Origin of the sequence: Hymenobacter siberiensis, from assembly GCF_018967845.1 — a bacterium.
Lineage (GTDB): Bacteria > Bacteroidota > Bacteroidia > Cytophagales > Hymenobacteraceae > Hymenobacter > Hymenobacter siberiensis.
In genome coordinates this window covers 3609059-3628750 of sequence record NZ_JAHLZZ010000001.1, presented here as the reverse complement: position 1 = coordinate 3628750, position 19692 = coordinate 3609059, and the positions used below count along the sequence as shown (strand labels likewise).

Genomic DNA, 19692 nt, shown 5'->3' with positions numbered 1-19692 from the left:
ACTATTCTCCTAGCCCCTGCATCATTTCTTCCATTCCACCAAAATTCAGAATAAACTCCGAATAGAAGTTTTCAAACAAGTCCTTGATGTAGTCGGCTACGTCTATTAGGTCTTGTTCACCCGCTTTCATCTGAAACATCTGGTACTTACGGTTCTTGGTGATGCTGTAGAGAAAGAGTGTGTGCATATACACAGCCGTCCAGTATTTGCGGCCAGTAATTTCTAGCTGCTCTTCATTGATATTGCGGTACTTGGAGCGGAAATTCTTCAGCACCTTACTATCCATGTTGATGTAGATTTTCTCAAGGTTGTCGCCCGTAGCAAAAGGATGGACGATGGTGTCGTGGTTGACCGTCACTCCGACTCCTTCCATTTGCTCCCAAGTGGCAGCACCGTCTTTGTGCTCTCTGTACATAAATACGGGTTCTGGTAAACCTTGCAGTGGTTCTTCTTCAGGCTGAGGCATTGGTTTGGGCGGTGCGTCCTTATCGGAAATTTTCACCCAGAATATTTCCTCCAGCTCCTCGCCAGGCGCAGTTAGTGACACCTTCAGCTGCACAGCGTCGCCCACTTGCGCGTCTTTCTGCGGGTTCATCGTAATGCGGATGGTCCCATCCTGCGGGCTGCTCACGTTCACGTTCAGCACGTCTTCCACCGCCAACGCGGTGCCCTCGAAACTGCCTCCGTGGCCGTTGCTACTGCCATTGTTGTTTTTACCAGCTCGCTTCACGCTAAGCAGTGCAACCTTCAGCTCGCCAGGTTCTTCTACTCGGTTGAAATATTGGTTTTCAACGTCGGTATCGAAGCGTACCGTCTTCTCACCACCCAACGGAATACCGGTTAAAGCTTTGTCGCCATCATTGTGGCCTCTCACCTTCAAAAAAGTGGGAAAGCGTTGCGGCTTGAACGGGTCTGGTGCCGGTTTCGATGGCGTTTTCTTCTCCGGTTTTTCCTGCTTATCGGGTTGCGCCTTTTTCTCTTCCAGCTTGAACGTGCTACCCAGCAGCTTCAGCAGCTCTGGGTTCATCTGAATGTTTTTAGTGACGTTTTTCAGCAGCTCTTTGGAATCGCCGCCATCCACAGCAATGGCATCCTTGCGCTTCTTCTCAATCTCAGATAGTCGCCCGCCCGCCTTGCCCAGCTTCGAGGCCAGAAACTTGCGCAACTCTCGCGTTTCCTCACCATCCTTCAATCGGTCCCGCGAAGCCATGAACAGCTCCTTGCGGAATTCATAGCTCATGTGCGTGCAATCAATGTGCAGCAGCAAGTGGTTCTTCAGCAGGTTCAGCTTCAGCGAGCGGGTAATGAACTCGGAAGTGTAGTGCCCGTGCACCTGCCCGTTCATAGAGAAGAGCACGGTCATGTTGTTCTTGAAAAACTCGCGCTGAATCGAGTCCTTCGTATCCTTGGCCGACTTTCCACCGACCTTAGCATTGAATACATAGCCGGCCACGCGCATCTTGCCAAACAGCGCATCGGTGAAGTCCTCCACGAAATTCACCTCTACGTAGTCTTTATCATCCTGCTCCAGGCGTCGCTTCAGACCAAAAAGCGGGCGTTCCAGGTTTTTATCGTCAGGGTACCGCTCCTTTGTGTCTACCGTCAGAATGGGCAATGCTGGCTCGAACAGAAACTCGTTCAGGCTTTGATTCAAGTCGCGCGAAATAACCGAGCGCGACCCCGCCGGCAATCCATAGGAGTAAAGCTTGATAATGGTACCAGTCGTGAACATGCGACCTACCAACCCCAAATCCAATTCAGTTATTGGGAATGATGGAATCTTGCCATCTAGAACCAGAAACTCATACCACGTATTCTTGCGTGTACCCTGCTCTTCTTTCGTCAATGGGTGCTCCCGAATCAGTGTGAAGCCCATTGGGCCGCTACCATCGTAGCGCCGTGAAGCCACCAACTGATAACCCCGCTTCCCGCAGAACACGATGGCCCCACTGCCGCCCATGTTGTACTTGCCCTGGACGAAGTGGATTTCATTCTTGTTTCCCCGCAGCAACGATAGAAAAGTGTTTTCGAAATGCTCCGGGTGTTGGCCTTCGCCATTATCGTAAATGGTAAGCGACGTATTCATCCGTTGTCCCGAGGCCACAATCTGGATATTCTCGGCCTGCGCTTTTCGGTGCGAGCTTAAGTCCCAGTTTGACGCCTTGCCCGCGTAAAACTGCTTAACGGCATCTTCCATTGTTTTTGGTGCCTCTGCCCCTTTAGGGTCGACGCCGGCCTCGTAGCACTTACGCATGAGAGTGGCATCAATGGAGTTAGTTATTTTCTCTACCAGAGCCGCAATGGGCGAAGCCTGTTGGTTTTCGATAACCCCATACATATTCTCGCTCCCACCAAGAGGCTTCCAATTGCTAGTGGGCGTGAACACCGCCGGATACTGTTGGATGAGTTTATCTACAGCCTGCTCGTCGGGGCAGTTGAATAGCTGGAGATAAAGAGCTTTAAGGTCTGGCGTTTGGGTCGAGAACAGGTTCATGCAATAATGGAAAGGAGTATTCTTAATAACAATTGGGAAAGGTAGAGTCAGTACAGTAATAATTCAAACAATGAGATTGGCCCCAGATTGCTTTGAACCATACAATCCTCCCTAGCGCACTACAGAGGATGTTTTTGTAAACTATATCCTCCCCAATTTTCTAGTGTCTCATCAATTTTGCTCCTGCCATTTCTTTGGTATTGCCAAATCTGAACTACTTACTTTCTCAACTAAACGGCTATGGTTTCGCCGCTTCCTGTATTGTAGCACTCCAATAACAAAGCAGCCTCACTTCATCGCCCCAAACGCCCGCGTCCATCATTGCGCACCACAGCCCCGGGGGCAGGGGCTGAGGCCGTGCGCTTTGCCTGCTCCCGGAAATAGTCCTTTACATCGTAGTCATCGCCCTGGTCTACCGTCCAGTAATTATGCTCAAAACGGGCTTTGTGGCGCAAGTGCTGCAAATACGAATTGTAGCGCCCCTGCCGGAGAATAATTGAAATTTCCGTGCGCCCGTTGCGATACACATGCTGCACCGCGTCCACGTAATAAGTAGCCCAGCTGCGTCGGAGCACAAAGGGCAGCTCCACGGATTCGCCCACCTGCGGCGTAACTCCCAGGCGGCATCGAAACCAGACGCTTTGTTCTTCGCCATGCAGCTCAAACACGTGCTCCACGGACGAAAAATCCAGGAAGCCCGTGTCTTCGGCTTGGGCCAGCTCCCAGAAGTCCGCCGACCAAGTTTCCAGCCACCGCCGGTACACAGCGGAACTGATGCCCAGTTGCTGCTGCAGGGTCTTGCCCGTGGGCTGCTTGTCCGTGTCCGGTAGGGCCAGCATCAACCGCAACAGCGGCTCGTACACCTTGCTCATGGCCGCCAGTTTTTCCACGGCGGGCCGTTCGTGCATCAGGCTGTACAGCAGTTGGGTCGACGGCAGCGGTTCGTTGCGGGAAGAATCAGTTTTCATAGTCCACCTAAATTACCGTTCCCGCCCGAGAAGCAACCCGACCCAGCCTACCGCTTCCGCTGTCGCCGTCCCTTCAGCTGCTCATAGCACGACACCGCCGCCTCAAACGCCTCGGCCGTGAGCTGCACAATGGAGTACCGCGCCCGGTCCCGCAAAATGAAGTCGTCCACAGCGTCCCGGTGCCCGAGCCGGCGCAGCTCGGCCGCCTCGCCCGGGGCCAGCGCCTTGGCAATCTGTATCTGGTAGTCGCCCTCCGGCGTGATGAGCATCATGACGCGCCGGTTGTGCAGGCGCCGCACCACGCCGCGGCGGGTTTCATAATGGGGCAGGCTGCCGGGCAAGTGGGCCGGAGGAGTGGGATGAGCCATGAGAGTACGATTGGTTGAGTGAAAATCTGTTTTCTGGTTCTATTCAGCGGGCAGCGCCAGCCCCGCCGCCCGGTCGGTGGCCGCTTCGTCCGCTTCCATTAGCGCCGTCCGCACCAGCGCGTATATCGTTTCCCAGCCCAGCTTAATGCCCGCCGCCGGCACGTCCACCAGAAACTGCGCCGTCACAAAGTCCACCAGCGCCGCTGTCACCGGCACCTGGTCCAGCGCCGCCGGCAGCTCCAGCTGCCAGGGCTTGCTCCGCGGCCGCGTCAGCTCTATAGTCCGTGATTGTCCCACTTGCCCGGCTATCCGGACATTCATCAAGTAACGTGCATTTGCCATCTGCTTGTCTGGTATTAAGTTTTACCTGCTGCCATCAGCATTTCACGCCCCACAGCTCCACCCACTTCGTCGTAAACGCCGGGCTTTTCGCGTCCCGCTTCATGGCCCAGGGCTCCGGCTTGCCCGGCGCCGCCACCGCCGCGCCCACCTTCACCGCGCCCGCCCCGTACCGTCCGTTCAGCGCATCCAGCGCGGCCATCAGTTTCGCCCGCTCCGGTATCCGCTTCGCTTCCTCAAACAGCATGGCCTGTGGCCCGCTGCCCGCCCGCTCCAGCCCATCCAGCAGCACGCCCGCTTTCACGTAGCGCAGGCCCGGCCGCCAAATCCGCTCCAGCCCCCGCCGGGCTGCCCGCGTTAGCGTCAGCGTATCATCCGTGGCCATCGTCAACGTCAGCTGCGAAGAGTACGAGTAGGGCGGGGGAGTGCCGGCAAACCGGCTGGTTTCCACGAACACCGTCAGCAGCTGCGCCGCTAAGTTCTGGTCCCGTAGCTTCTCACTAGCCCGCGCCGCGTGGGTGGCCACCGCCCCGACCACGTCTTCAAACTCCGTCAGCACCTTCCCAAACGACCGCGAGCAGCACAACGACTTGCGCGCCTCGTCCTCTACCGTCACCCGCGAACAGGATATGCCGCGCAGCTCGTGTAGCAGCCGCGCCCCCACCACGCCGCCCAGGTTCTTGCGGGCCCAGGCATCGCCCACCCCCGCCAGCTGCGCGGCTGTACGTATCCCCACCGCGTAGAGCTTGCTGGCCGACTGCCGGCCCACGCCCCACACGTCTTCCACGGCCACCCGCGCCAGCGCCTCGCGCCGCTGCGCGTCATCTTCCAGCACCAACACCCCCGAGCCCGAACCGGCTATGGCCTCCTTCTTCGCCAGCCGATTCGCCACCTTGGCCAGCGTCTTGGTCGGAGCCACGCCCACGCACACCGGCAGGCCCGTCCGTTGGCGCACCGCCCCGCGCACGTCCCCGGCCCAATTGGCCAGGTTGAAATGCCGGGTCATGCCGTGCAAATCCAGAAAGGCCTCGTCCACCGAGTACACTTCCACCGCCGGTGCCACCTGCTGCAGATACCACATCAAGCGCCGGCTCAAATCCCCGTACAGCTCGTAATTCGAGGAACAAGCCACTCCGCCCTGACGCTCAAACTGCTCCCGCACCTGAAAGTAGGGCACCCCCATTTTCAGCCCCAGCACCTTGGCTTCCTGCGACCGGGCCACCACGCAGCCATCGTTATTCGAAAGCACGACCACCGGCCGCCCCTCCAATGCTGGTCGAAAAACCCGTTCGCACGAAGCGTAAAAATTATTAGCATCAACCAAGCCGAACATAAGGCAGTAGAGTAGCGGACTCCTTCGATGGAAGGGTACCCGGTCAGAATAATTCGTTAGTTATCAGACGTCCCTCACTTTTGGAGAGGGGTCCGCCCCGCAGGGGTCCCGTGGGGTTACCCGCGTTAGGTTACCGGGCCCGCACGTAACTCAGCCCTCGCCGCCCTTCCGACACCAGCGGGTGCAGCACCAGCACCACCACCCCAAAAATTCTGAGCTCATCGGGGTTGCTAACCACAATAGGTTTGTACCCCGGATTCTCCGCCTCCAGCACCACTGAGTCCAGCCGCTTGCGCAGCCGCTTCACCGTGTGCTCGCCTTCCACGCAGGCCACCACAATGTCCCCGTCCTGCGCCTGCATGCTGCGGTCCACCGCCAGCACGTCACCGTCGTGGATGCCGGCGCCCGTCATGCTGTCGCCGTGGGCCCGCGCCAGAAACGAGGCGTCCGGGTGCCGCAGCATCAGCTGGTTCAGGTCCACCAGCTCCGATTCATAGTCCGCCGCCGGCGAGGGAAACCCGCACGAAAGCAGCGTATTGATAAAGGGCAGCAGTACGGCTTCCATCCGGGCTTCACCAAGTAAAATCACATTTTCCATATGCTTGCGCCCTGTTTGGGGATGCAAGTATACGGCATTACTAATAATATTAGTTGTGTTTATGTCAATAATATTAGTAAAATGCCACAGACGCTGTCAAATTAGCTTGCCCATGTGCAAAGTTCTTCTCTGATTCCTATTGTCATCAACCCAATTTAGGGATAAAGCAGGTGAGATAAGCTTGACTTTAGCCCTTTGAGTAAACGCATTTTTTGAGTACCTGATTACTCGCTTTGCTCTGGAGCCTGTACGGGTAGTTTTGTCAGCGCTTGTTGCCGCTATGAAGCCGTGCAGTAACTCAGCAAGTGTTTTTGAGGGAGTCCTATCTGACTCGAACCTGTCAAAAGGGAATGGAAAAGGTCGCGTGTTTTCTCAAACGGTTAACACGCACTTTGTACGCCTAAGACACACATCCTGCTGTGCGCCAAAAGGGCTAAAGTCAAGATAAGGTACTACGGAAAATGCACCGCAGGCTTAGACAACTCCATGGCAATGCAGAGCTCAAGTCGTTTCTTGGAGGAAAAAATGGAAACTGTGGCAAACGGCTTGCTACCTTGCTCAAAGCATCGCTCTTACTCATCGCCAATCATGACGACCAATCAAATACTTAAGGAGGCCTGGGCTATTCTCAATGATGAAATTCCGCAGGGCCGCTTTACCGAGATTTCCGATACAGTCATAGATGCACTGGTCAAAAAGCATGGTCAAAGTGCTGTTGCACATTATGCGGGGAGCGAAGCTGATAGCGAAATAAACAACGTACTCACTCACATCATCGAGGTCGGCAGCGTGAAATGCCTTCATGAGGCCGGTTTGATAGTGCAAGGTGATGCGATGCCAGACCGCGCTTTCGCAGCTGTCTTCATTATGAATGTTAGTGTAGCTCTAGCTCTCAAGGCCAAAGGATTGTTTCCTCCATCTAGCGAAATTTATTTTGGAAATGCTGGTGTACAAACTATTGCCGGAAGAACATACGAATTGTGCCGTAACCACTTAGTTTATAGTCGACTACCCTCAGCGCTACAAGCGGAGACATTTACTGTGGACGAGCTATTTGAATTTTATCTAGGAGACTATTACCAGAAGGCTTATGTAGCCCCGTTCACCATAAATGCGCAGGTACTCATAACGTCTGTGAACAAAGGAAGCATTGTCGCGGAGCAACACCTTTTCGAAACTATGCAAGGCTGGAATAATTGCCATTTTGCCGTTACCAATAACGTCATGAAAGTGAATCAGCATGACCGTGTCATATTTGAGAGCAAAATGGAATTTGTTGAGCAAGATGCCATGTCTGACACTTTTATTTGCCGTTTAGGGAGTTTCCAAAAGTTCAGATTTGTGAAAACCAAAGATTCAGTGTCACCAATCTTGAAAGCAATGGGTGAAAATAACATGTTCACATTGGGCAGTATGTCTCCTAATGGCTTTGCCGTGACCTTTGAATACTAATGGAATGAAACCCGAATGCACCATCAGCTTTCTGGTTTACCTGACTTCGTTTACAAAAGGTCCATCCGGACTTTATCCACCAGGCTTTGTAGTAATCAACCAAGTGCGGTTGGAGGAGATAGAGTTGCCGTTTTCCAACATGCCGTACAATTCAGCCGTCTCTCAATTCAGCCAATGGGAGCAGTTTAACTCAGCAAAAGCTTCTTCAAGAATCTTTTTACTCGCCCAAACTATGCTTAGCTATTGTTGGAACTACTGGCTGATTCCTATAGAATTCTGCTCTAGCCATTATGGCGGCGATTGGTGGTATGACAGTGACACCTGCAGGTTTAGAACCATCGACTATGAACTGCAATGGCGGATGCTATTTACTGTCTCTCAATTATTAACCACTAGATGCGCCCCTCAAGGTTATCACTTACTGAATCCCTATAAAATTACCCTTGCGGAAGGTGCAAAGGTGGCAGCTGTAATGCTGATGCTGGGAGTTAATTTCGACCTAATTATTGATTATTTGTCGCGGGATGTTATTAAAGATGCCCTGAAGACTATACATAATAGCAGGACATATATTCGAGCGACAAATTATAAGGTAAATTACCGGACCACAATAAATAAACTAATCAGTTCAGAAACATCGGCTGATAATATCTATTTATTACAAAAGCTTGGTAATTTCTTTGAAGTGTATTCGGATATCTATAAATTTTATCAAATTATAAGCATTGAGCAGAAGGGGGTAGGCACCAGTTTTGCTCAATTGGACACGCTGAAAAATCATAATAAACATTTGAGGGACCATAGTATCTTTTCGCTTACTAAAGCCAATGAGGAAACATCATCGTGGTACATGCAACGTGAGTTATACTTGGGGCATAAGAAATACTACGGTTATCCTACTGAATAAGGGCTGAACGTGACACTGCTATTTGTATTGCAAAGCCTAATGGTTTTGCTTAAACTAAAACGAGCGGGCCAGATGGTCCGCTCGCATCGTTTACACCCTACACCTCAAAATGCGGCCGGTCCTTAAACCCCGGCCAGTCACCACCCCAATGCACCCGCGCATCGGCCGCCTTCATCAATCGCGCAAACTTGCTCAACAACAGTCCCGACCACGACACCGACCCATCCGCTAGCAGAAACGCCACGTCCAGCGCCGGGCAGGGGAGTCGGTTGTGTTTCGATTCCCCGCCGCGCTTGTACGTCACAATGGGCCCCGGCTTGCTGCGGCCCTGCTTGTATAGCTCATCCTGCCGCTCCGGGCTCCGGTAGCACTCCGTGATGAAGGGAACCCCGGCCAGCCGCAGGACCGGGTCGCCCAGCCACCGCGCTAATGCCTGCGCATACGCCGCGCCCAAACTCGGAACCACCTGCGCCAGTCGCGCCACCTGCACGCGCTGCTGCGTGCTGCTCAGTTTGGGCACCGCCCGCGGCCACGCTATCGGCCCAGCCGCGGGGCTACTTACCGTCGTGCCCATTGCTCGCACCGTCGTTACCAGTCCTTTCCACCGGTACCAACTCCACCGGCACCTTCACCACTTCTTCCGGCTTTTGCAAGGCCTTGCGCACCGTCGCCCAAATAGTAACCAGCGCCACCAGCGCCTGAATTATCAGGTGCCCGTAGTTCTCAATCGTCGTCGGGTCGGGCGGTGTCAACCCGCTGTTCACCACCTGACCCAGCAACGCCGTGCTCACAATATGGGTCATGTGTCCTGCTTTCGTGCTGCTGAATAAGGTCATGGCTGGCTTCGTTAAATTTATTTGCACAAAGGTATGATGTGTCAAGTTTATTTTACGAACCAGTTTGATAATTGGATGCCTCTAATTTTGCACTATCACAAGTAGCCTATTTATTGGGGGCTGCCCCTTGCCCTCCGCGCTGCTGCGGGCCGGGGTCGGGCTGTCCAGGGGTGCGCTGCGCTCCCGTGCTGCGCACCGCTTCCTTCGGTCGCGCCCTTCCCATCCCTCAGCTCAACGGCCGTTTCAGCTGATTCTCCAGCACCATCCACCCATGCTACCAGGCCACGTAGGGCCCGAAAAAGGCCCTACGCCGCCCGTCAGCTACCATGCCCGCCCGGGGCCGGCCGTTGCTTCCATTCCCTGCACTCCCTCCGCCCCGCGGCGCTCCGTTCAATCGTCGCTGCGCCCTGTTGCGCTCCTCATTCCCTGTGCTTGCTGAGCTTCACTCGCTTCAGTCATTACAGCCCCGTCCCGCCCCTTTCCCCACCGCACCGATTCCCAAGCCACCCCTGGCACCCAAGAACCGTCCCACGGCCAACCACCCGCACCGCCGCCGTGCCGCGCAAGGCCCGAAAAAAGCCATTACGCCGCCCGTCACCACCCCCTGATTCGGCAGCAGGCCACAGGCCGAAAAAGGCCTGCCACCCGCCCGTAAAGCTTGCGTTCCAGCCACGCAGGTAGAAGCAAGGCCCGCTTCGCGGAGGTTTTGTTAGGGAGCACCCCAAACCCCCACCATCATGCCCCGGCCGAAAAGGCCCGGTCATCCTCCTCGGCCTCCGCAGCTGAAAAAGCCGCTCCACCCTCAAGCGGTCGGCTCCGCCGAGTAACAGTTGGGGCCAGCCCCAAACCCCTCAAAAAGGATTTTAGTGGTTGTTCTGGCGCCTGCTCGGGGCCGTTGCCGGTCGGGTAGGGGCCGCCTTAGTCCAGGGGCAGCAGCTCCACCAGGCGGCCCAAGCGCCGGGCGGCTTTCAGTGTGCTCAGTGTGCCCTTGCTCCGGCCGTCCCACACCACCAGCACCAGGGCGGCCCGTTTTATTATCTCGGCGTTGCGCACGTGGGTAGCCGCCGTGGGGCCATGGGCGGCATAGTCGGGCCGCAGCTCGGTCAGGGGCACTCCGTGGGCTCTGGCCCAGTTGGCCGCCAGGGCATCCACGCCGGCAGCCCCGCCGCTCACCACTTCCGCCGGCGCCAGCTCGGCCAGCCGCCGGGCTAGGGCCGCGCAGCTTTTCACGCCCCGGCTGCCCACCACCGCCACCGCCTTGTTTTTGTGTTTTTCCATACTATAAGATACGACAAATAAAGTTGGCAAACAAGCATATTTATTTGTCAAAGTAGTTGTTATAGTTCAATTAAGTTTGTATCTTTGGTTTGTAGTCGGGAAGGACTTGACTACACGCCCACCCGGAGGCCTACGGCGCGGGCACCCCACGGCTAACCCTTACAGCCATGCAACCCAACCAACTTTTGCAGCTCGCCGCTGCCGCCTGGAAAGGCCCCGCCCTGTGTTCATTCTCGGGCATCTACATTTCACAGTCTGCCGCCAGCTACGGCAAGGGCCGCACCTCCTGGCACGTCATGCTCAGTCTGGCCGCCCGGCCGGAGTGCCAGCCCGCCGGTGGGTTTGCCGGCATGTCCCCCTGCCCGTTTGAGGCGTTGCGCCTGGCGTTTCGCGCCTTGCGGGCCGCACACCCGGCTTATGCCTTCGCCGCCGTGTGGGAGGTAATGAAGGCCGAGGATGAGTTTGCCGGGGTGCTGGCCCATGCTTAGCCTCGTCCTTGCCCCAGCCGCGCCCACCATGGGCGCGGCTGCTGGCCAAGTCGCTGGCAAGCTGGCCGCCTTGCAGGCCACCCTTGCCCGGCTGGCGGCCAAGTATCCGCCCCGGCCCGTGGCAGTTCTCACGCCCGCGTCGGCTCCCATCGACCCAGCCACCACAGCAGTTCGCCACGCGTTGGCCCGTGCTCATTCGGCCATGTTCGATGCCCGTGCCGCCAAACACGCGCTGCGCAAGGAGTACGGCCCCCAGGCCGGCCGCTTCTGCCGCATCCGCGCCGTCATCATGCGCTGCCGCGAGGCCCGCGCCGCTTACGCCGCCGCTGCCGCCGCTTTCCACGCCAGCCCCGCTGGTGCCGCTTTGCAGGTCGCCCGCGCCAAGTACCCCCGCTTTTAGTCACCAGGCCCGCGCCGCTACGGCACGGGCCCCAAAGCCCACCCGTCATGCACTATGAACCAACCGAGGCCGAGCTAAACGGCTTGAGCGGCGATGAAATGGCCGCTGATGAAGCTCAGGCCGCTTTCTCTGAGCAGCAAGCTGAATGGGAGCGCCAAGCCTACTACCACCACGAAGAAGACCAAGAAGGGTGGGAGGATGGCGAATACGAGCAGATGATGTTCGAAGTCGAAGGCTACTAACCCAATTATTCACCAGGGGCCGCCCAGCCGGGCGGCCCCACAACCCCGCCCTATCATGCCCAAAACTGCTACTGCCTATCAGCCCCACTTGCTCGACCCGCACAGCGCCCAGCCGCAGCCGGTCAGTCCCGCCAACGGCCGCAGCTTCAAGCTGGCCGAGTTGTACCAGCTGCTCGATTGCCAGCTGGTCGATGTCATCCGCCTCAGCCCCGAGCTGATTTTGATAATCGACGACGAGGGCAAGTTCCGCAACCCCGCCTACCTCAACCTGGTGGCCACCTATCTCTGGTACCACCACCAGCCGGCCGCCCGCGGCCAGGATTCCATCGTCGGCCGCGCCATTCTCTGCCACGATAAGCAATTCAAATAGCATTCGCACGGCGCAGGGGCCGGCCGCCAACAGGCCCCACCTTTTTCATTTCCAATCCCCAACCATTTCCCGTTATGTCCACCAAAGTAAAACCCCAGCGTAGCGCCACCACCGAAGCCGGTGCCGCATCCACCACCGCCCCCGAGGCTCTCGTGTTCACCCTCAGCGGCCCCATCACGGCCGTGCCCGCCTATCTCACCGAAAAGCTGGACGAGGCCACCGGCGAAGTCGTGCAGGTGTCCCGCTTTCGTTACCTGCCCGGCCACCCGCGCCAGGTTCGCTTCGATGCCAAGGCCGGCCAGTTCAACATTGGCGGCGTTACGCCCCTTGGCAACTCGCTTTCCTTCATTCCGCTGGCCTGGCGCATCTTCCAGGACGACATTCTGAACATGGGCCGCAAGCTGTGGGCCGAGCTGTTTTTTGCAGACGACAAGGGTGCCATCTGCGCCGTGCTCTTCCACGGCTACAGCGTCGAAAACCTGTACCGCCTGATTGAGCCGCTGTTTTACGACGACCTGACCCTGGCCGACGTCACGGTAAAAGTCACCGCTGAGAAAAAGGAGACGACCAAAGACGGCAAGAAGGCCACCTACTACATCGCCCAGTTCAGCTACGAAGCCGCCGACCCGGCCGAGGTAGCCGCCCGCCGCGACTTCGCCCGCGACTTCCCCATCTGGCGCGCCGAAACCTACACCGGCAACGCCGACCTGCGCATCCAGCACGCCTACACCGTGCCCGTCGAGGACGAGCCCATTAGCCCCGAGCCGGCCGCCGAGGCGCTGGCCCTGCCTCAGGCCGCCTGATGCCCCGGCCCCTACGGTGTCCGCCGTGGGGGCCATTTGGCTACTCACTTTCACAATGCCACGCCATGAATCCCGCCGACCCGCCCCAATTGCTCATCGAGCAGCCGCCCCACGACGCGGCCGAAGCCGCCTGCCTGGCCCAGCTCACCAACCTGGTGGCCACCACCGACCCCCGGCCCGACCTGCGCGACCTGGCCCCGGCCGTGCGCCAGCTCTTCCCCGAGCCCGCCTACCGGGTCGGCTGCGGTGGGGCCCACATCTGGCTGGCCCGCGCCAACGACCCCCAGCGCCTGGCCCTCATTTGCTAACTCTTTATTCCTCATCCTTCAATAAGCACCGCGTCATGTTTCACGCCCTCACCCATCGCCCCGCCCTGACCCAGGCCCAGCACCGGGCTTTGCCCCAGGTCAGCAACACCGACCTCTCCGAGCTCAAAGCCGGCATCATGGGCCAGCTCCGCCGGCTCAACCCCGTGGCCCTGGCCTACGGCAGCCACTTTCACGCCGCCGTACTAGAGCCGGCCACTTATGCCCGCACCGAGGAGCGCGGCATCAAATGGGCCGACCTGGAGACGTTGGCCCGTCAGGTGCGCCGCCAACGCTACTGCCGCGACCTGCTCTATCGGGGCCAGGCCGAGCAGTCCTACACCGCCACCCACACCGCCACGGGAGTAGGGGTGAAGCTGCGCCCCGATTTGCTAGTGCGCAGCCGCGCCGGCCGCCAGCTCACCCTCATCGACTTCAAAACCACCAGCAGCCCCGACCTGCCCCACTTCCTGGCCACCATCGAGAAGTACGACTACGACCGCCAGGCCGCCCTGTACCTCGACGTGCTCGGTGCCACGCGCTTCCTCATCATCGGGGTGCAAAAAAAGGCACCACACGAAGTGTGGCGCGTCGAGCTAACCGCCATGCCCGGCCTCATCGAGCAGGGCCGCAAGAAGTACGCAGCCCTGCTGCGCCATCATGCCCGGCAAGCCACCGGCTTGTCTATTCCCCTCACCATGTCCGCGCCGCTGGCGCAGGCCGCTTGATTTACTGACATTCATTTCACCATACCCCTATTGTTTCTCACCATGGCAACCTTCCAAATCTTCCAGAGCAGCGGCCAGTACTGGTACTACCTGCGCGCCGACAATGGCGAAATTGTCCAGTCCGGCGAAGGCTACACCAGCAAAGCCAGTTGCGAAAATGGCATTCAGAGCGTCAAAGCCAACTGCCAGCCCCACCGCTTCGAGTCGTTTTTTGAATCTGGCCAGTACGGTTTCAACCACGTGGCCGCCAATGGCGAAATCATCGGCCGCAGCGAAAAGTACACCACTGCTCAATCTCGTGATAATGGCATCCAAGTAGTGCTGCGCGAAGCTCCGGAGGCCCATATGCAAGACCTGAGTTAATCATGTTGTTGAATGCGAAAAAGCCCGCTGGCAATTTGCCAGCGGGCTTTTGGTTTTAAGAAGATGTACCACTAACTCTGATACAGTATGAGTACAGGTTTAACTCAACTTAGCTCGCTTATAGGCTGATACAAGTTTTTTGAAGGCAGTATAAGCTGGCTTTGCTTCGTCAATAATTTCCTCTATTAGCCTGGCTCGTTCTTCATCACTATTCGCCATGATGAACAATGTTTCAAGTGGCAGGGCCTCAAAAGCCGGTGACTTGATGAAGTTCTTCCAGCCTAACCACCAGCCATTACTCTTAAATTTTGGGTGTACCTCCTTTACAAGTGCAACAAAGGGAGCCAATGCTTTATCCCTGCAAACCTCTGTTGTATCGCCTTTGCTGGCAGTAAAACCGTAGTAACTACTGTGCTTCCAAAAGGTAATAGAGTAATTATCAAGCGGGCACAAATCACCTTTGAAGACCTTGCCCCATCTTTCATGTAATTCGCTGTTAAGTAGCGTCACGGTTTCAGCCTTTACCTCTTGTAGCATTTCTGCTAAATAAGCGGCACTCTCTATGTTCGCTCGGTCATGCAAGAGTAACCGCTTTACCTCCTCTTTCATAAAGTTGTCAGGTACATTTCCAACCAAGCTGGAAATCAGATTTAAGTATTGGCCAATAGTCTCACGTACTGTTGGGTAGGCGGCAGCTTCTTTATAGCATTTGTCTAGCCATTGACTTATCTCGACGCGGTACGAACATACAGTGTACTGCTCGGGTGCCAGCTCACCCGCACTCCAATCACTTGGGGCAGTTCCATCTAGTGTAAGATAGATGAGTTTGGCCCGTGGCTCATAATTATGATAGCGGGCAAGCTGATTCCGCTGGTCACCTGCGTGGATTTTGTTTTCTATGAAAATGAACTGGCCGGCCCGCCCCTTTAGATGAATATCAATTCGACCTCCCTCTAAATAATGCTCATCGATTGGTCCAGCATATTTCTCAATTTTAACGGCTGCATGCTCCGTGTCAAAGTCTTCTATTTTCAATGTTTCAAGAAACAAATACAAGAAACGACTCTTCAGGCCGTGGCACCCACGGGGGTTAAGCAATTCTCCAATAAAAGCTGAATGGGTACGAACCTCATTCGTATGTAAGCCAAGTATTTTAAATACGTTGAACTCGGCTCCGCCAAGAAGATTTAGTTTTTCCTGCGTTCGGTTGATTGCAGTGACTTGGTGCAGTAATTTCTTAACGGCCTGAATTTCCATGCATGAAGTAAATATCTAGGCAAGATAGAGGTTAAAGTAGATAGGTATTGTAATGGAGAATACGAGAGAAAAACCAAAAAGCCAACTGGCAAGTTGTCAGTGGGCTTTTTGGTTTAATTAAGGGTGCATTAGGTGCTAATTGCTCACTGTTTCCTGCAGGCTTGGTGCGGCTGAATCAGTCGTAGGCGCTTCAGTCGCTGGTAGCACTTCCAGTACGGGAGCTGTTTTTACAGCTAAAGCTTTTGCTGTTTGCTCAGGCGCAGTAATTGGCGTACTCGTCACCACCTCACCAAACAGTGGGTTCGCTGGCAGCAGTTGCCCGCCGTTGGCGTCCGGCACCTGATTGAAAATTACCGCCTCTTCGCCGGGCGTACTCTGCGCTAGGTGGTCTTTCAGCACTTCCTGCCCGCTGTTAGCGTGCAGCGCCTGCGTGAGCAGCGTGTAGGTGCTCACGTCCACGTTGTAGAGCTGGTTGAGCGCATTCATCTGGGTGGCTGCGTCCTCGGCCGCGCCGATGGCATCGGTCAGCAGTTGAGTGTAGCGCCGTGCCTTCCGGTCGGCTTTGGCCCGCAGGCTGATGGCGCGCTTCATGCGCTGCTTAAATTGGGTTTGATAGGCTGTAAGTGCCATAATGAGGGAAGAGTTGGAATGAAAAGAAAGACTTAATCCAGGTCAACATCGGGCGGCAGCATCACCCCGCCCGCGTTAACCGGCAGGTTGACGAACACGGCCGCCGGGGCCCCGCCCATGCTGGCCGCCGCCACCTGATTCAGCGCCACCGCCGTGCCGGCCAGCCGGTAGCCGTCCAACAGGTCCGTGCGCAAGCTCATGCTGGTCCCGTACAGCATGCTAATCCGCTCGATGCGGCCCGCCGCCGTTTCGCCCAGCGCCAGCACCGTGGCCAGCCGGGCCACCAGGAACCGGGCCTGCCGGTCGGCCTTGGCCCGCAGGGCCAGCGCCTTTTTCATGCGCCGCTTGTACTGCAGCTGATAGCCCGTGAGTGCCATTGAAAGGAGAGGGGGTGAGGTAAGAAAAAACGGCCAGCCGGTGATGGCTGGCCGTTTCGTGCCACTTGCTACGGCTTAGGCCACGTACTCAATCGCCAGCGGGTTGGTGCTGTTGTTGTTGAGGGGGTAGAACTTGCCGTTCACCTGCTGGTAGAAGTTGATGCCCACCACGCCCACCACCAGATTAGCCGCGGGCGGAGCCGTTGGGAAGCTAGCCACCACCGCTTGGTTGGCCAGGGCCACGCTGTTCACCGCTAGGATGCCGAGCGGGGCCGCTACCACGCCGTTCGTGTAGGTCAGTGTCTCCATGTCCAGCGACGACGCGGCGAACACCACTTCAAAGTGGGTCGTGCCCTGCGGAGCCGCGATGTCTGAAACCGGGTTCAGGGCCGGAATGGTCATCGTCACGTCCGCGCCGGCCCCCGTTACTTCGTAGGGGAAGTACATGGTCTGGCCGATGCCCGCGCCCGCGTTAAAGTTGAAGCCGAGCAGCGGAGCCGAGTTGGACGAGTCGAACACGCGCTGGCCCCGGTCGTTCGTGTCGTCGAGGCCGACGATGGCCCGCATCGTAGCCGTGAGGCGCGAGGCCACGCGGCTGTCGCTGGCCGCAGCAATGGCCACGCGCAACGAGTCGCGCAGCACCTTGCTGTAACTGGCCGCCAAGCCAAATTCCGAGGCGTTTTCACGAGTCCGTGCCATGCTGGCCGCGTTCATGAATTTGGCCTTGTTCGAGGCCGGCTTTTGCGCAACTGAGCCATCCTTTCGAAAGACCAGCCCGCCCACCATCCCCTGCAGGCCCAAGATACCAGTTTGTTGTGCCATTGTGAAAAGTAAATTGTTCGAACGCGCCTATTTGCCAATATCGGCCAACATCCTATCCCGCATTCATAGCCAGGGTGCTGTTTGTAATGCCGAAATACTTCAAGTAAATTTGACAATCCTATCGCAACGCCCCGTATAACCCGGTCTGCCCTTTCATACCCCGCTTAATTCACGTGCCTCGCATCTGCCTGTATCCGAAAGACGTAGCGACCCTCACCGGCCGCAGCTATGACGCTGCCAAGCGCTTGGTGCGCCGCGCCCGCCAGGCCGCCGGCAAACCCGCTGGGGCCCTCGTTACGGTGCAGGACTTTTGCCGTCTCACCGGCCTCGATGCCGCTGAGGTGAGCGCAGCTATAAACAGTCTCGCTTCTCGGTAACTCACACCGTACTCCAAGGCACCTCGGAGCGTACTCAAAGTCTACATGAAGGCAATTCTTCACAAAAAAAGCCCGGCTCAGAGGACTCTCTGGCCGGGCAATATTTGATACGAATTGGGTGCTACTCAATTCAGGGTCGTAAAAAAAGCATGACGATTAAGCCAACCAAGGCAGCTAGTATCAATGCCTGAATAATAAGCTGCTGTTGGCCAGACTTCTTATTTTGTGCGTTCATCATATCCAACGCAGTTTGAGTCTCAATCTGCTGTTTCTGTTGGCTTTCTTGTAGCTGTGCCAGTCCCTTGCTAAGGTCCGCCTGCTGTTGTTTCGATGAGCTTATAGCCTCTTGCCGAATTGCCTGCAAGCCGGATTCGAACAGCTTCTTTTGAGCCTCTGCTGCAGTCTCCAGCTTGCCGAAACTACCTGCCGTTGCTTTATTGCCAGCTGTGATGCCGCCCAAAACCTCCTGCTGACGGGATTCAATACCCTCCAACTTGGTCAGGAATTTCGCTGCATTCATGGCTTCGGCAAATGCCGTGATGCGGCCCGTGGCCACTTGCAGCTGATTGGTTACCGTACTTAGCTCATCATGCTGGCTCCGGGTATTCTTTTGCAGAGTCTCAATTGCTTGGTGCAGTAGCTTGAGTTCGGTCTGCATTTGCTGGTCGAGCAAAGTTGCCCAGGCCTGCGAAGCCTTATGCAGTATTTCCTGTTGTTCGCTCAAACCGCGCTTGTGCTGCTCACTTATTTCTGCTAGTAATAATGGCTGTCGCTTAAGAACCTTGTTTATAACTTCTTGAACATCAGTTCCAGCTTGTTTGAGGCTGCCGAGTTGACGGGTTGTTTCGCTACTGGTGCGCTGGGTAAGGTCGTCTAAATGGGTCTGAAGCAAGTTTGTCTGCTCTCCAAGGCTGGCTTGGTGCTGCTGGCCTAGTTGCTCAACCAGTTCCCGCTGGGCTTCTACTACATGCTTGCTGGCGTCAACGGCATCCGAAGCTGCCTGCTGATTTTGCTGGGAATTCTTGTGGGCCTTCTCAATCTCCTTAGAGCGTGAGGACAATTACCTTTGCTTTGGCAATCGTTTATAACGAAGAAATTATTTATGCGAAGACATGAGATTAGCGATGCTCAATGGCTGGCGGTGAGCCCCCTTTTGTCGGGCAAAGCCACTGATTGCGGGGTAACGGGCAAAGACAACCGCTTGTTTTTCAACGCGGTCGTGTGGATAATGCGCACCGGCTGCCCGTGGGCCGACCTACCCGAACGCTTCGGCAAATTCAACACCGTGTGCAAGCGCTTCCGGCGTATGGCGACCAAAGGGGTTTGGGAGCGGGCCTTCCAGGCCCTGCAAGCCCCCGAACTGGACTGGGTCATGCTCGATTCGACCGTCGTGCGGGCGCACCAGCATTCAGCAGGCCAAAAAAAAGTACCGCCGCCACCGAGTGCCTCGGACGCAGCCGCGGGGGCATCGGCACCAAAATTCACGCCTGCGTGGAGTCGCTGGGCAACGCCGTGCGGCTGATTGCGACCGAAGGCCAGGCGGGCGACAGCCCGCAGGCGCTGCCCTTGCTGGCGGACCTGCAGCCGGGCAAAGTGCTGGCCGACACGGCTTACGACAGCGACGCGACCCGCGCCTATTGCACCGAAAAGGGCATCGAAGCCGTCATTCCCAGCCATCCTAACCGGGTAGAACCCTTGGCAATGGACGAAGAAACCTACCGCGACCGCAACAAAGTCGAGCGCTTTTTTGGCCGCCTCAAGCAATACCGCCGCCTAGCCACCCGCTACGAAAAAACCGCCGTTTCCTTCCTCGCCTTTTGGCATATTGGTGCTACGCTAGATTGGCTTAGGTAAATAGATAAATCTTTGATTGTCCTCACGCTCTAGTGGCAGTATCTAATTTGCCCAGCTTCTCTTTAAGCTCTTCAAGCAGTGGTAGGGCAGCGGTAAATGCAGT

The 19692-nt window shown here is 56.6% G+C and carries 25 protein-coding genes and 1 pseudogene; 12 read left to right on the top strand and 14 right to left on the bottom strand.

Features of this window, described 5'->3' with window-relative positions:
• Position 1: 1 nt before the first annotated feature.
• The 6 genes from KQ661_RS15880 to umuD all read right to left on the bottom strand — a co-directional run bounded on the left by KQ661_RS15880 (position 2) and on the right by umuD (position 6067).
• Positions 2-2494 carry a hypothetical protein gene (locus KQ661_RS15880; RefSeq protein ID WP_216727476.1) on the bottom strand — a complete coding sequence of 831 codons (2493 nt, stop codon included), beginning with the start codon at positions 2492-2494 and terminating at the stop codon, positions 2-4.
• 293 nt (positions 2495-2787) lie between these two features.
• Complete coding sequence (locus tag KQ661_RS15875) at positions 2788-3462, bottom strand: hypothetical protein (RefSeq protein ID WP_216726427.1); 675 nt, start codon at positions 3460-3462, stop codon at positions 2788-2790.
• A 47-nt stretch (positions 3463-3509) separates the two neighbouring features.
• Complete coding sequence (locus KQ661_RS15870) at positions 3510-3830, bottom strand: PIN domain-containing protein (protein ID WP_216726426.1); 321 nt, start codon at positions 3828-3830, stop codon at positions 3510-3512.
• Between the two features lie 39 nt (positions 3831-3869).
• On the bottom strand, positions 3870-4127 hold the full coding sequence (locus KQ661_RS15865; RefSeq protein ID WP_216726425.1) for a hypothetical protein: 258 nt from the start codon (positions 4125-4127) through the stop codon (positions 3870-3872).
• A 79-nt stretch (positions 4128-4206) separates the two neighbouring features.
• Positions 4207-5502, bottom strand: coding sequence for a Y-family DNA polymerase (locus KQ661_RS15860; RefSeq protein ID WP_216726424.1), 1296 nt, complete (start codon positions 5500-5502; stop codon positions 4207-4209).
• Positions 5503-5632: 130 nt separating this feature from the next.
• Positions 5633-6067, bottom strand: a complete 435-nt coding sequence (gene umuD / locus KQ661_RS15855; protein WP_216726423.1) for a translesion error-prone DNA polymerase V autoproteolytic subunit — start codon at positions 6065-6067, stop codon at positions 5633-5635.
• Positions 6068-6688: 621 nt separating this feature from the next.
• Between umuD and KQ661_RS15850 the strand changes: the two genes are divergently transcribed.
• Positions 6689-7552, top strand: a complete 864-nt coding sequence (locus tag KQ661_RS15850; protein ID WP_216726422.1) for a hypothetical protein — start codon at positions 6689-6691, stop codon at positions 7550-7552.
• Between the two features lie 4 nt (positions 7553-7556).
• Positions 7557-8459, top strand: coding sequence for a hypothetical protein (locus KQ661_RS15845; protein ID WP_216727475.1), 903 nt, complete (start codon positions 7557-7559; stop codon positions 8457-8459).
• A gap of 97 nt (positions 8460-8556) precedes the next feature.
• On the opposite strand, the gene KQ661_RS15840 is transcribed toward KQ661_RS15845, so the two are convergent.
• From KQ661_RS15840 to KQ661_RS15830, 3 genes are all read right to left on the bottom strand, one after another.
• A complete protein-coding gene (locus KQ661_RS15840; RefSeq protein WP_226915604.1) occupies positions 8557-8979 on the bottom strand; it encodes a M15 family metallopeptidase in 423 nt (140 codons plus the stop codon).
• 34 nt (positions 8980-9013) lie between these two features.
• Positions 9014-9262, bottom strand: a complete 249-nt coding sequence (locus KQ661_RS15835) for a hypothetical protein (RefSeq protein WP_216726419.1) — start codon at positions 9260-9262, stop codon at positions 9014-9016.
• Positions 9263-10213: 951 nt separating this feature from the next.
• Entirely contained in the window at positions 10214-10573 is a 360-nt protein-coding gene (locus KQ661_RS15830) for an SLOG family protein (RefSeq protein WP_216727474.1), read from the bottom strand.
• Positions 10574-10740: 167 nt separating this feature from the next.
• Here KQ661_RS15830 and KQ661_RS15825 point away from each other — a divergent pair, with 167 nt between their 5' ends.
• The 8 genes from KQ661_RS15825 (at position 10741) to KQ661_RS15790 (ending at position 14272) form a co-directional block, all read left to right on the top strand.
• The gene (locus KQ661_RS15825) at positions 10741-11061 is read left to right on the top strand and encodes a hypothetical protein (protein ID WP_216726417.1); all 321 of its coding nucleotides are present in this window, start codon (positions 10741-10743) and stop codon (positions 11059-11061) included.
• A complete protein-coding gene (locus tag KQ661_RS15820; protein ID WP_216726416.1) occupies positions 11054-11461 on the top strand; it encodes a hypothetical protein in 408 nt (135 codons plus the stop codon). Before KQ661_RS15825 ends, KQ661_RS15820 begins: the two co-directional genes overlap by 8 nt.
• A 47-nt stretch (positions 11462-11508) precedes the next feature.
• Positions 11509-11703: a hypothetical protein gene (locus KQ661_RS15815; RefSeq protein WP_216726415.1), complete on the top strand. Its 195-nt coding sequence runs from the start codon at positions 11509-11511 to the stop codon at positions 11701-11703.
• A gap of 55 nt (positions 11704-11758) precedes the next feature.
• Entirely contained in the window at positions 11759-12073 is a 315-nt protein-coding gene (locus KQ661_RS15810) for a DUF3846 domain-containing protein (protein WP_216726414.1), read from the top strand.
• 74 nt (positions 12074-12147) lie between these two features.
• The gene (locus KQ661_RS15805; protein ID WP_216726413.1) at positions 12148-12876 is read left to right on the top strand and encodes a hypothetical protein; all 729 of its coding nucleotides are present in this window, start codon (positions 12148-12150) and stop codon (positions 12874-12876) included.
• A gap of 65 nt (positions 12877-12941) precedes the next feature.
• Positions 12942-13184 carry a hypothetical protein gene (locus KQ661_RS15800; RefSeq protein ID WP_216726412.1) on the top strand — a complete coding sequence of 81 codons (243 nt, stop codon included), beginning with the start codon at positions 12942-12944 and terminating at the stop codon, positions 13182-13184.
• A 35-nt stretch (positions 13185-13219) separates the two neighbouring features.
• Complete coding sequence (locus KQ661_RS15795) at positions 13220-13909, top strand: PD-(D/E)XK nuclease-like domain-containing protein (protein ID WP_216726411.1); 690 nt, start codon at positions 13220-13222, stop codon at positions 13907-13909.
• Between the two features lie 42 nt (positions 13910-13951).
• Positions 13952-14272: a YegP family protein gene (locus tag KQ661_RS15790; protein ID WP_216727473.1), complete on the top strand. Its 321-nt coding sequence runs from the start codon at positions 13952-13954 to the stop codon at positions 14270-14272.
• Positions 14273-14371: 99 nt separating this feature from the next.
• On the opposite strand, the gene KQ661_RS15785 is transcribed toward KQ661_RS15790, so the two are convergent.
• From KQ661_RS15785 to KQ661_RS15770, 4 genes are all read right to left on the bottom strand, one after another.
• Positions 14372-15529 (bottom strand): PDDEXK-like family protein, encoded by a 1158-nt coding sequence (locus tag KQ661_RS15785; RefSeq protein ID WP_216726409.1) that lies wholly within the window; start codon positions 15527-15529, stop codon positions 14372-14374.
• Positions 15530-15664: 135 nt separating this feature from the next.
• On the bottom strand, positions 15665-16120 hold the full coding sequence (locus KQ661_RS15780; RefSeq protein WP_216727472.1) for a hypothetical protein: 456 nt from the start codon (positions 16118-16120) through the stop codon (positions 15665-15667).
• Positions 16121-16191: 71 nt separating this feature from the next.
• Positions 16192-16536: a hypothetical protein gene (locus KQ661_RS15775; protein ID WP_216726407.1), complete on the bottom strand. Its 345-nt coding sequence runs from the start codon at positions 16534-16536 to the stop codon at positions 16192-16194.
• A gap of 75 nt (positions 16537-16611) precedes the next feature.
• Positions 16612-17358: a hypothetical protein gene (locus tag KQ661_RS15770; protein WP_216726406.1), complete on the bottom strand. Its 747-nt coding sequence runs from the start codon at positions 17356-17358 to the stop codon at positions 16612-16614.
• A 173-nt stretch (positions 17359-17531) separates the two neighbouring features.
• Here KQ661_RS15770 and KQ661_RS15765 point away from each other — a divergent pair, with 173 nt between their 5' ends.
• Positions 17532-17735, top strand: a complete 204-nt coding sequence (locus KQ661_RS15765; RefSeq protein WP_216726405.1) for a hypothetical protein — start codon at positions 17532-17534, stop codon at positions 17733-17735.
• 130 nt (positions 17736-17865) lie between these two features.
• On the opposite strand, the gene KQ661_RS15760 is transcribed toward KQ661_RS15765, so the two are convergent.
• On the bottom strand, positions 17866-18795 hold the full coding sequence (locus tag KQ661_RS15760; protein ID WP_216727471.1) for a hypothetical protein: 930 nt from the start codon (positions 18793-18795) through the stop codon (positions 17866-17868).
• 69 nt (positions 18796-18864) lie between these two features.
• Here KQ661_RS15760 and KQ661_RS23115 point away from each other — a divergent pair.
• Positions 18865-19589: pseudogene (locus KQ661_RS23115) on the top strand (IS5 family transposase); the annotation flags it as partial.
• Positions 19590-19692 lie beyond the last annotated feature (103 nt).

Excerpts from the sequence above, each read along its gene's own strand:
- KQ661_RS15810 (WP_216726414.1), top strand. The coding sequence starts at position 11,759 with ATGCCCAAAACTGCTACTGCCTATCAGCCCCACTTGCTCGACCCGCAC.
- KQ661_RS15775 (WP_216726407.1), bottom strand. The coding sequence starts at position 16,536 with ATGGCACTCACGGGCTATCAGCTGCAGTACAAGCGGCGCATGAAAAAG.
- KQ661_RS15820 (WP_216726416.1), top strand. The coding sequence starts at position 11,054 with ATGCTTAGCCTCGTCCTTGCCCCAGCCGCGCCCACCATGGGCGCGGCT.
- KQ661_RS15860 (WP_216726424.1), bottom strand. The coding sequence starts at position 5,502 with ATGTTCGGCTTGGTTGATGCTAATAATTTTTACGCTTCGTGCGAACGG.
- umuD (WP_216726423.1), bottom strand. The coding sequence starts at position 6,067 with ATGGAAGCCGTACTGCTGCCCTTTATCAATACGCTGCTTTCGTGCGGG.
- KQ661_RS15830 (WP_216727474.1), bottom strand. The coding sequence starts at position 10,573 with ATGGAAAAACACAAAAACAAGGCGGTGGCGGTGGTGGGCAGCCGGGGC.
- KQ661_RS15870 (WP_216726426.1), bottom strand. The coding sequence starts at position 3,830 with ATGGCTCATCCCACTCCTCCGGCCCACTTGCCCGGCAGCCTGCCCCAT.
- KQ661_RS15815 (WP_216726415.1), top strand. The coding sequence starts at position 11,509 with ATGCACTATGAACCAACCGAGGCCGAGCTAAACGGCTTGAGCGGCGAT.
- KQ661_RS15845 (WP_216727475.1), top strand. The coding sequence starts at position 7,557 with ATGAAACCCGAATGCACCATCAGCTTTCTGGTTTACCTGACTTCGTTT.
- KQ661_RS15875 (WP_216726427.1), bottom strand. The coding sequence starts at position 3,462 with ATGAAAACTGATTCTTCCCGCAACGAACCGCTGCCGTCGACCCAACTG.
- KQ661_RS15835 (WP_216726419.1), bottom strand. The coding sequence starts at position 9,262 with ATGACCCATATTGTGAGCACGGCGTTGCTGGGTCAGGTGGTGAACAGC.
- KQ661_RS15790 (WP_216727473.1), top strand. The coding sequence starts at position 13,952 with ATGGCAACCTTCCAAATCTTCCAGAGCAGCGGCCAGTACTGGTACTAC.
- KQ661_RS15825 (WP_216726417.1), top strand. The coding sequence starts at position 10,741 with ATGCAACCCAACCAACTTTTGCAGCTCGCCGCTGCCGCCTGGAAAGGC.
- KQ661_RS15880 (WP_216727476.1), bottom strand. The coding sequence starts at position 2,494 with ATGAACCTGTTCTCGACCCAAACGCCAGACCTTAAAGCTCTTTATCTC.
- KQ661_RS15805 (WP_216726413.1), top strand. The coding sequence starts at position 12,148 with ATGTCCACCAAAGTAAAACCCCAGCGTAGCGCCACCACCGAAGCCGGT.
- KQ661_RS15795 (WP_216726411.1), top strand. The coding sequence starts at position 13,220 with ATGTTTCACGCCCTCACCCATCGCCCCGCCCTGACCCAGGCCCAGCAC.
- KQ661_RS15785 (WP_216726409.1), bottom strand. The coding sequence starts at position 15,529 with ATGGAAATTCAGGCCGTTAAGAAATTACTGCACCAAGTCACTGCAATC.
- KQ661_RS15850 (WP_216726422.1), top strand. The coding sequence starts at position 6,689 with ATGACGACCAATCAAATACTTAAGGAGGCCTGGGCTATTCTCAATGAT.
- KQ661_RS15780 (WP_216727472.1), bottom strand. The coding sequence starts at position 16,120 with ATGAAGCGCGCCATCAGCCTGCGGGCCAAAGCCGACCGGAAGGCACGG.
- KQ661_RS15800 (WP_216726412.1), top strand. The coding sequence starts at position 12,942 with ATGAATCCCGCCGACCCGCCCCAATTGCTCATCGAGCAGCCGCCCCAC.
- KQ661_RS15770 (WP_216726406.1), bottom strand. The coding sequence starts at position 17,358 with ATGGCACAACAAACTGGTATCTTGGGCCTGCAGGGGATGGTGGGCGGG.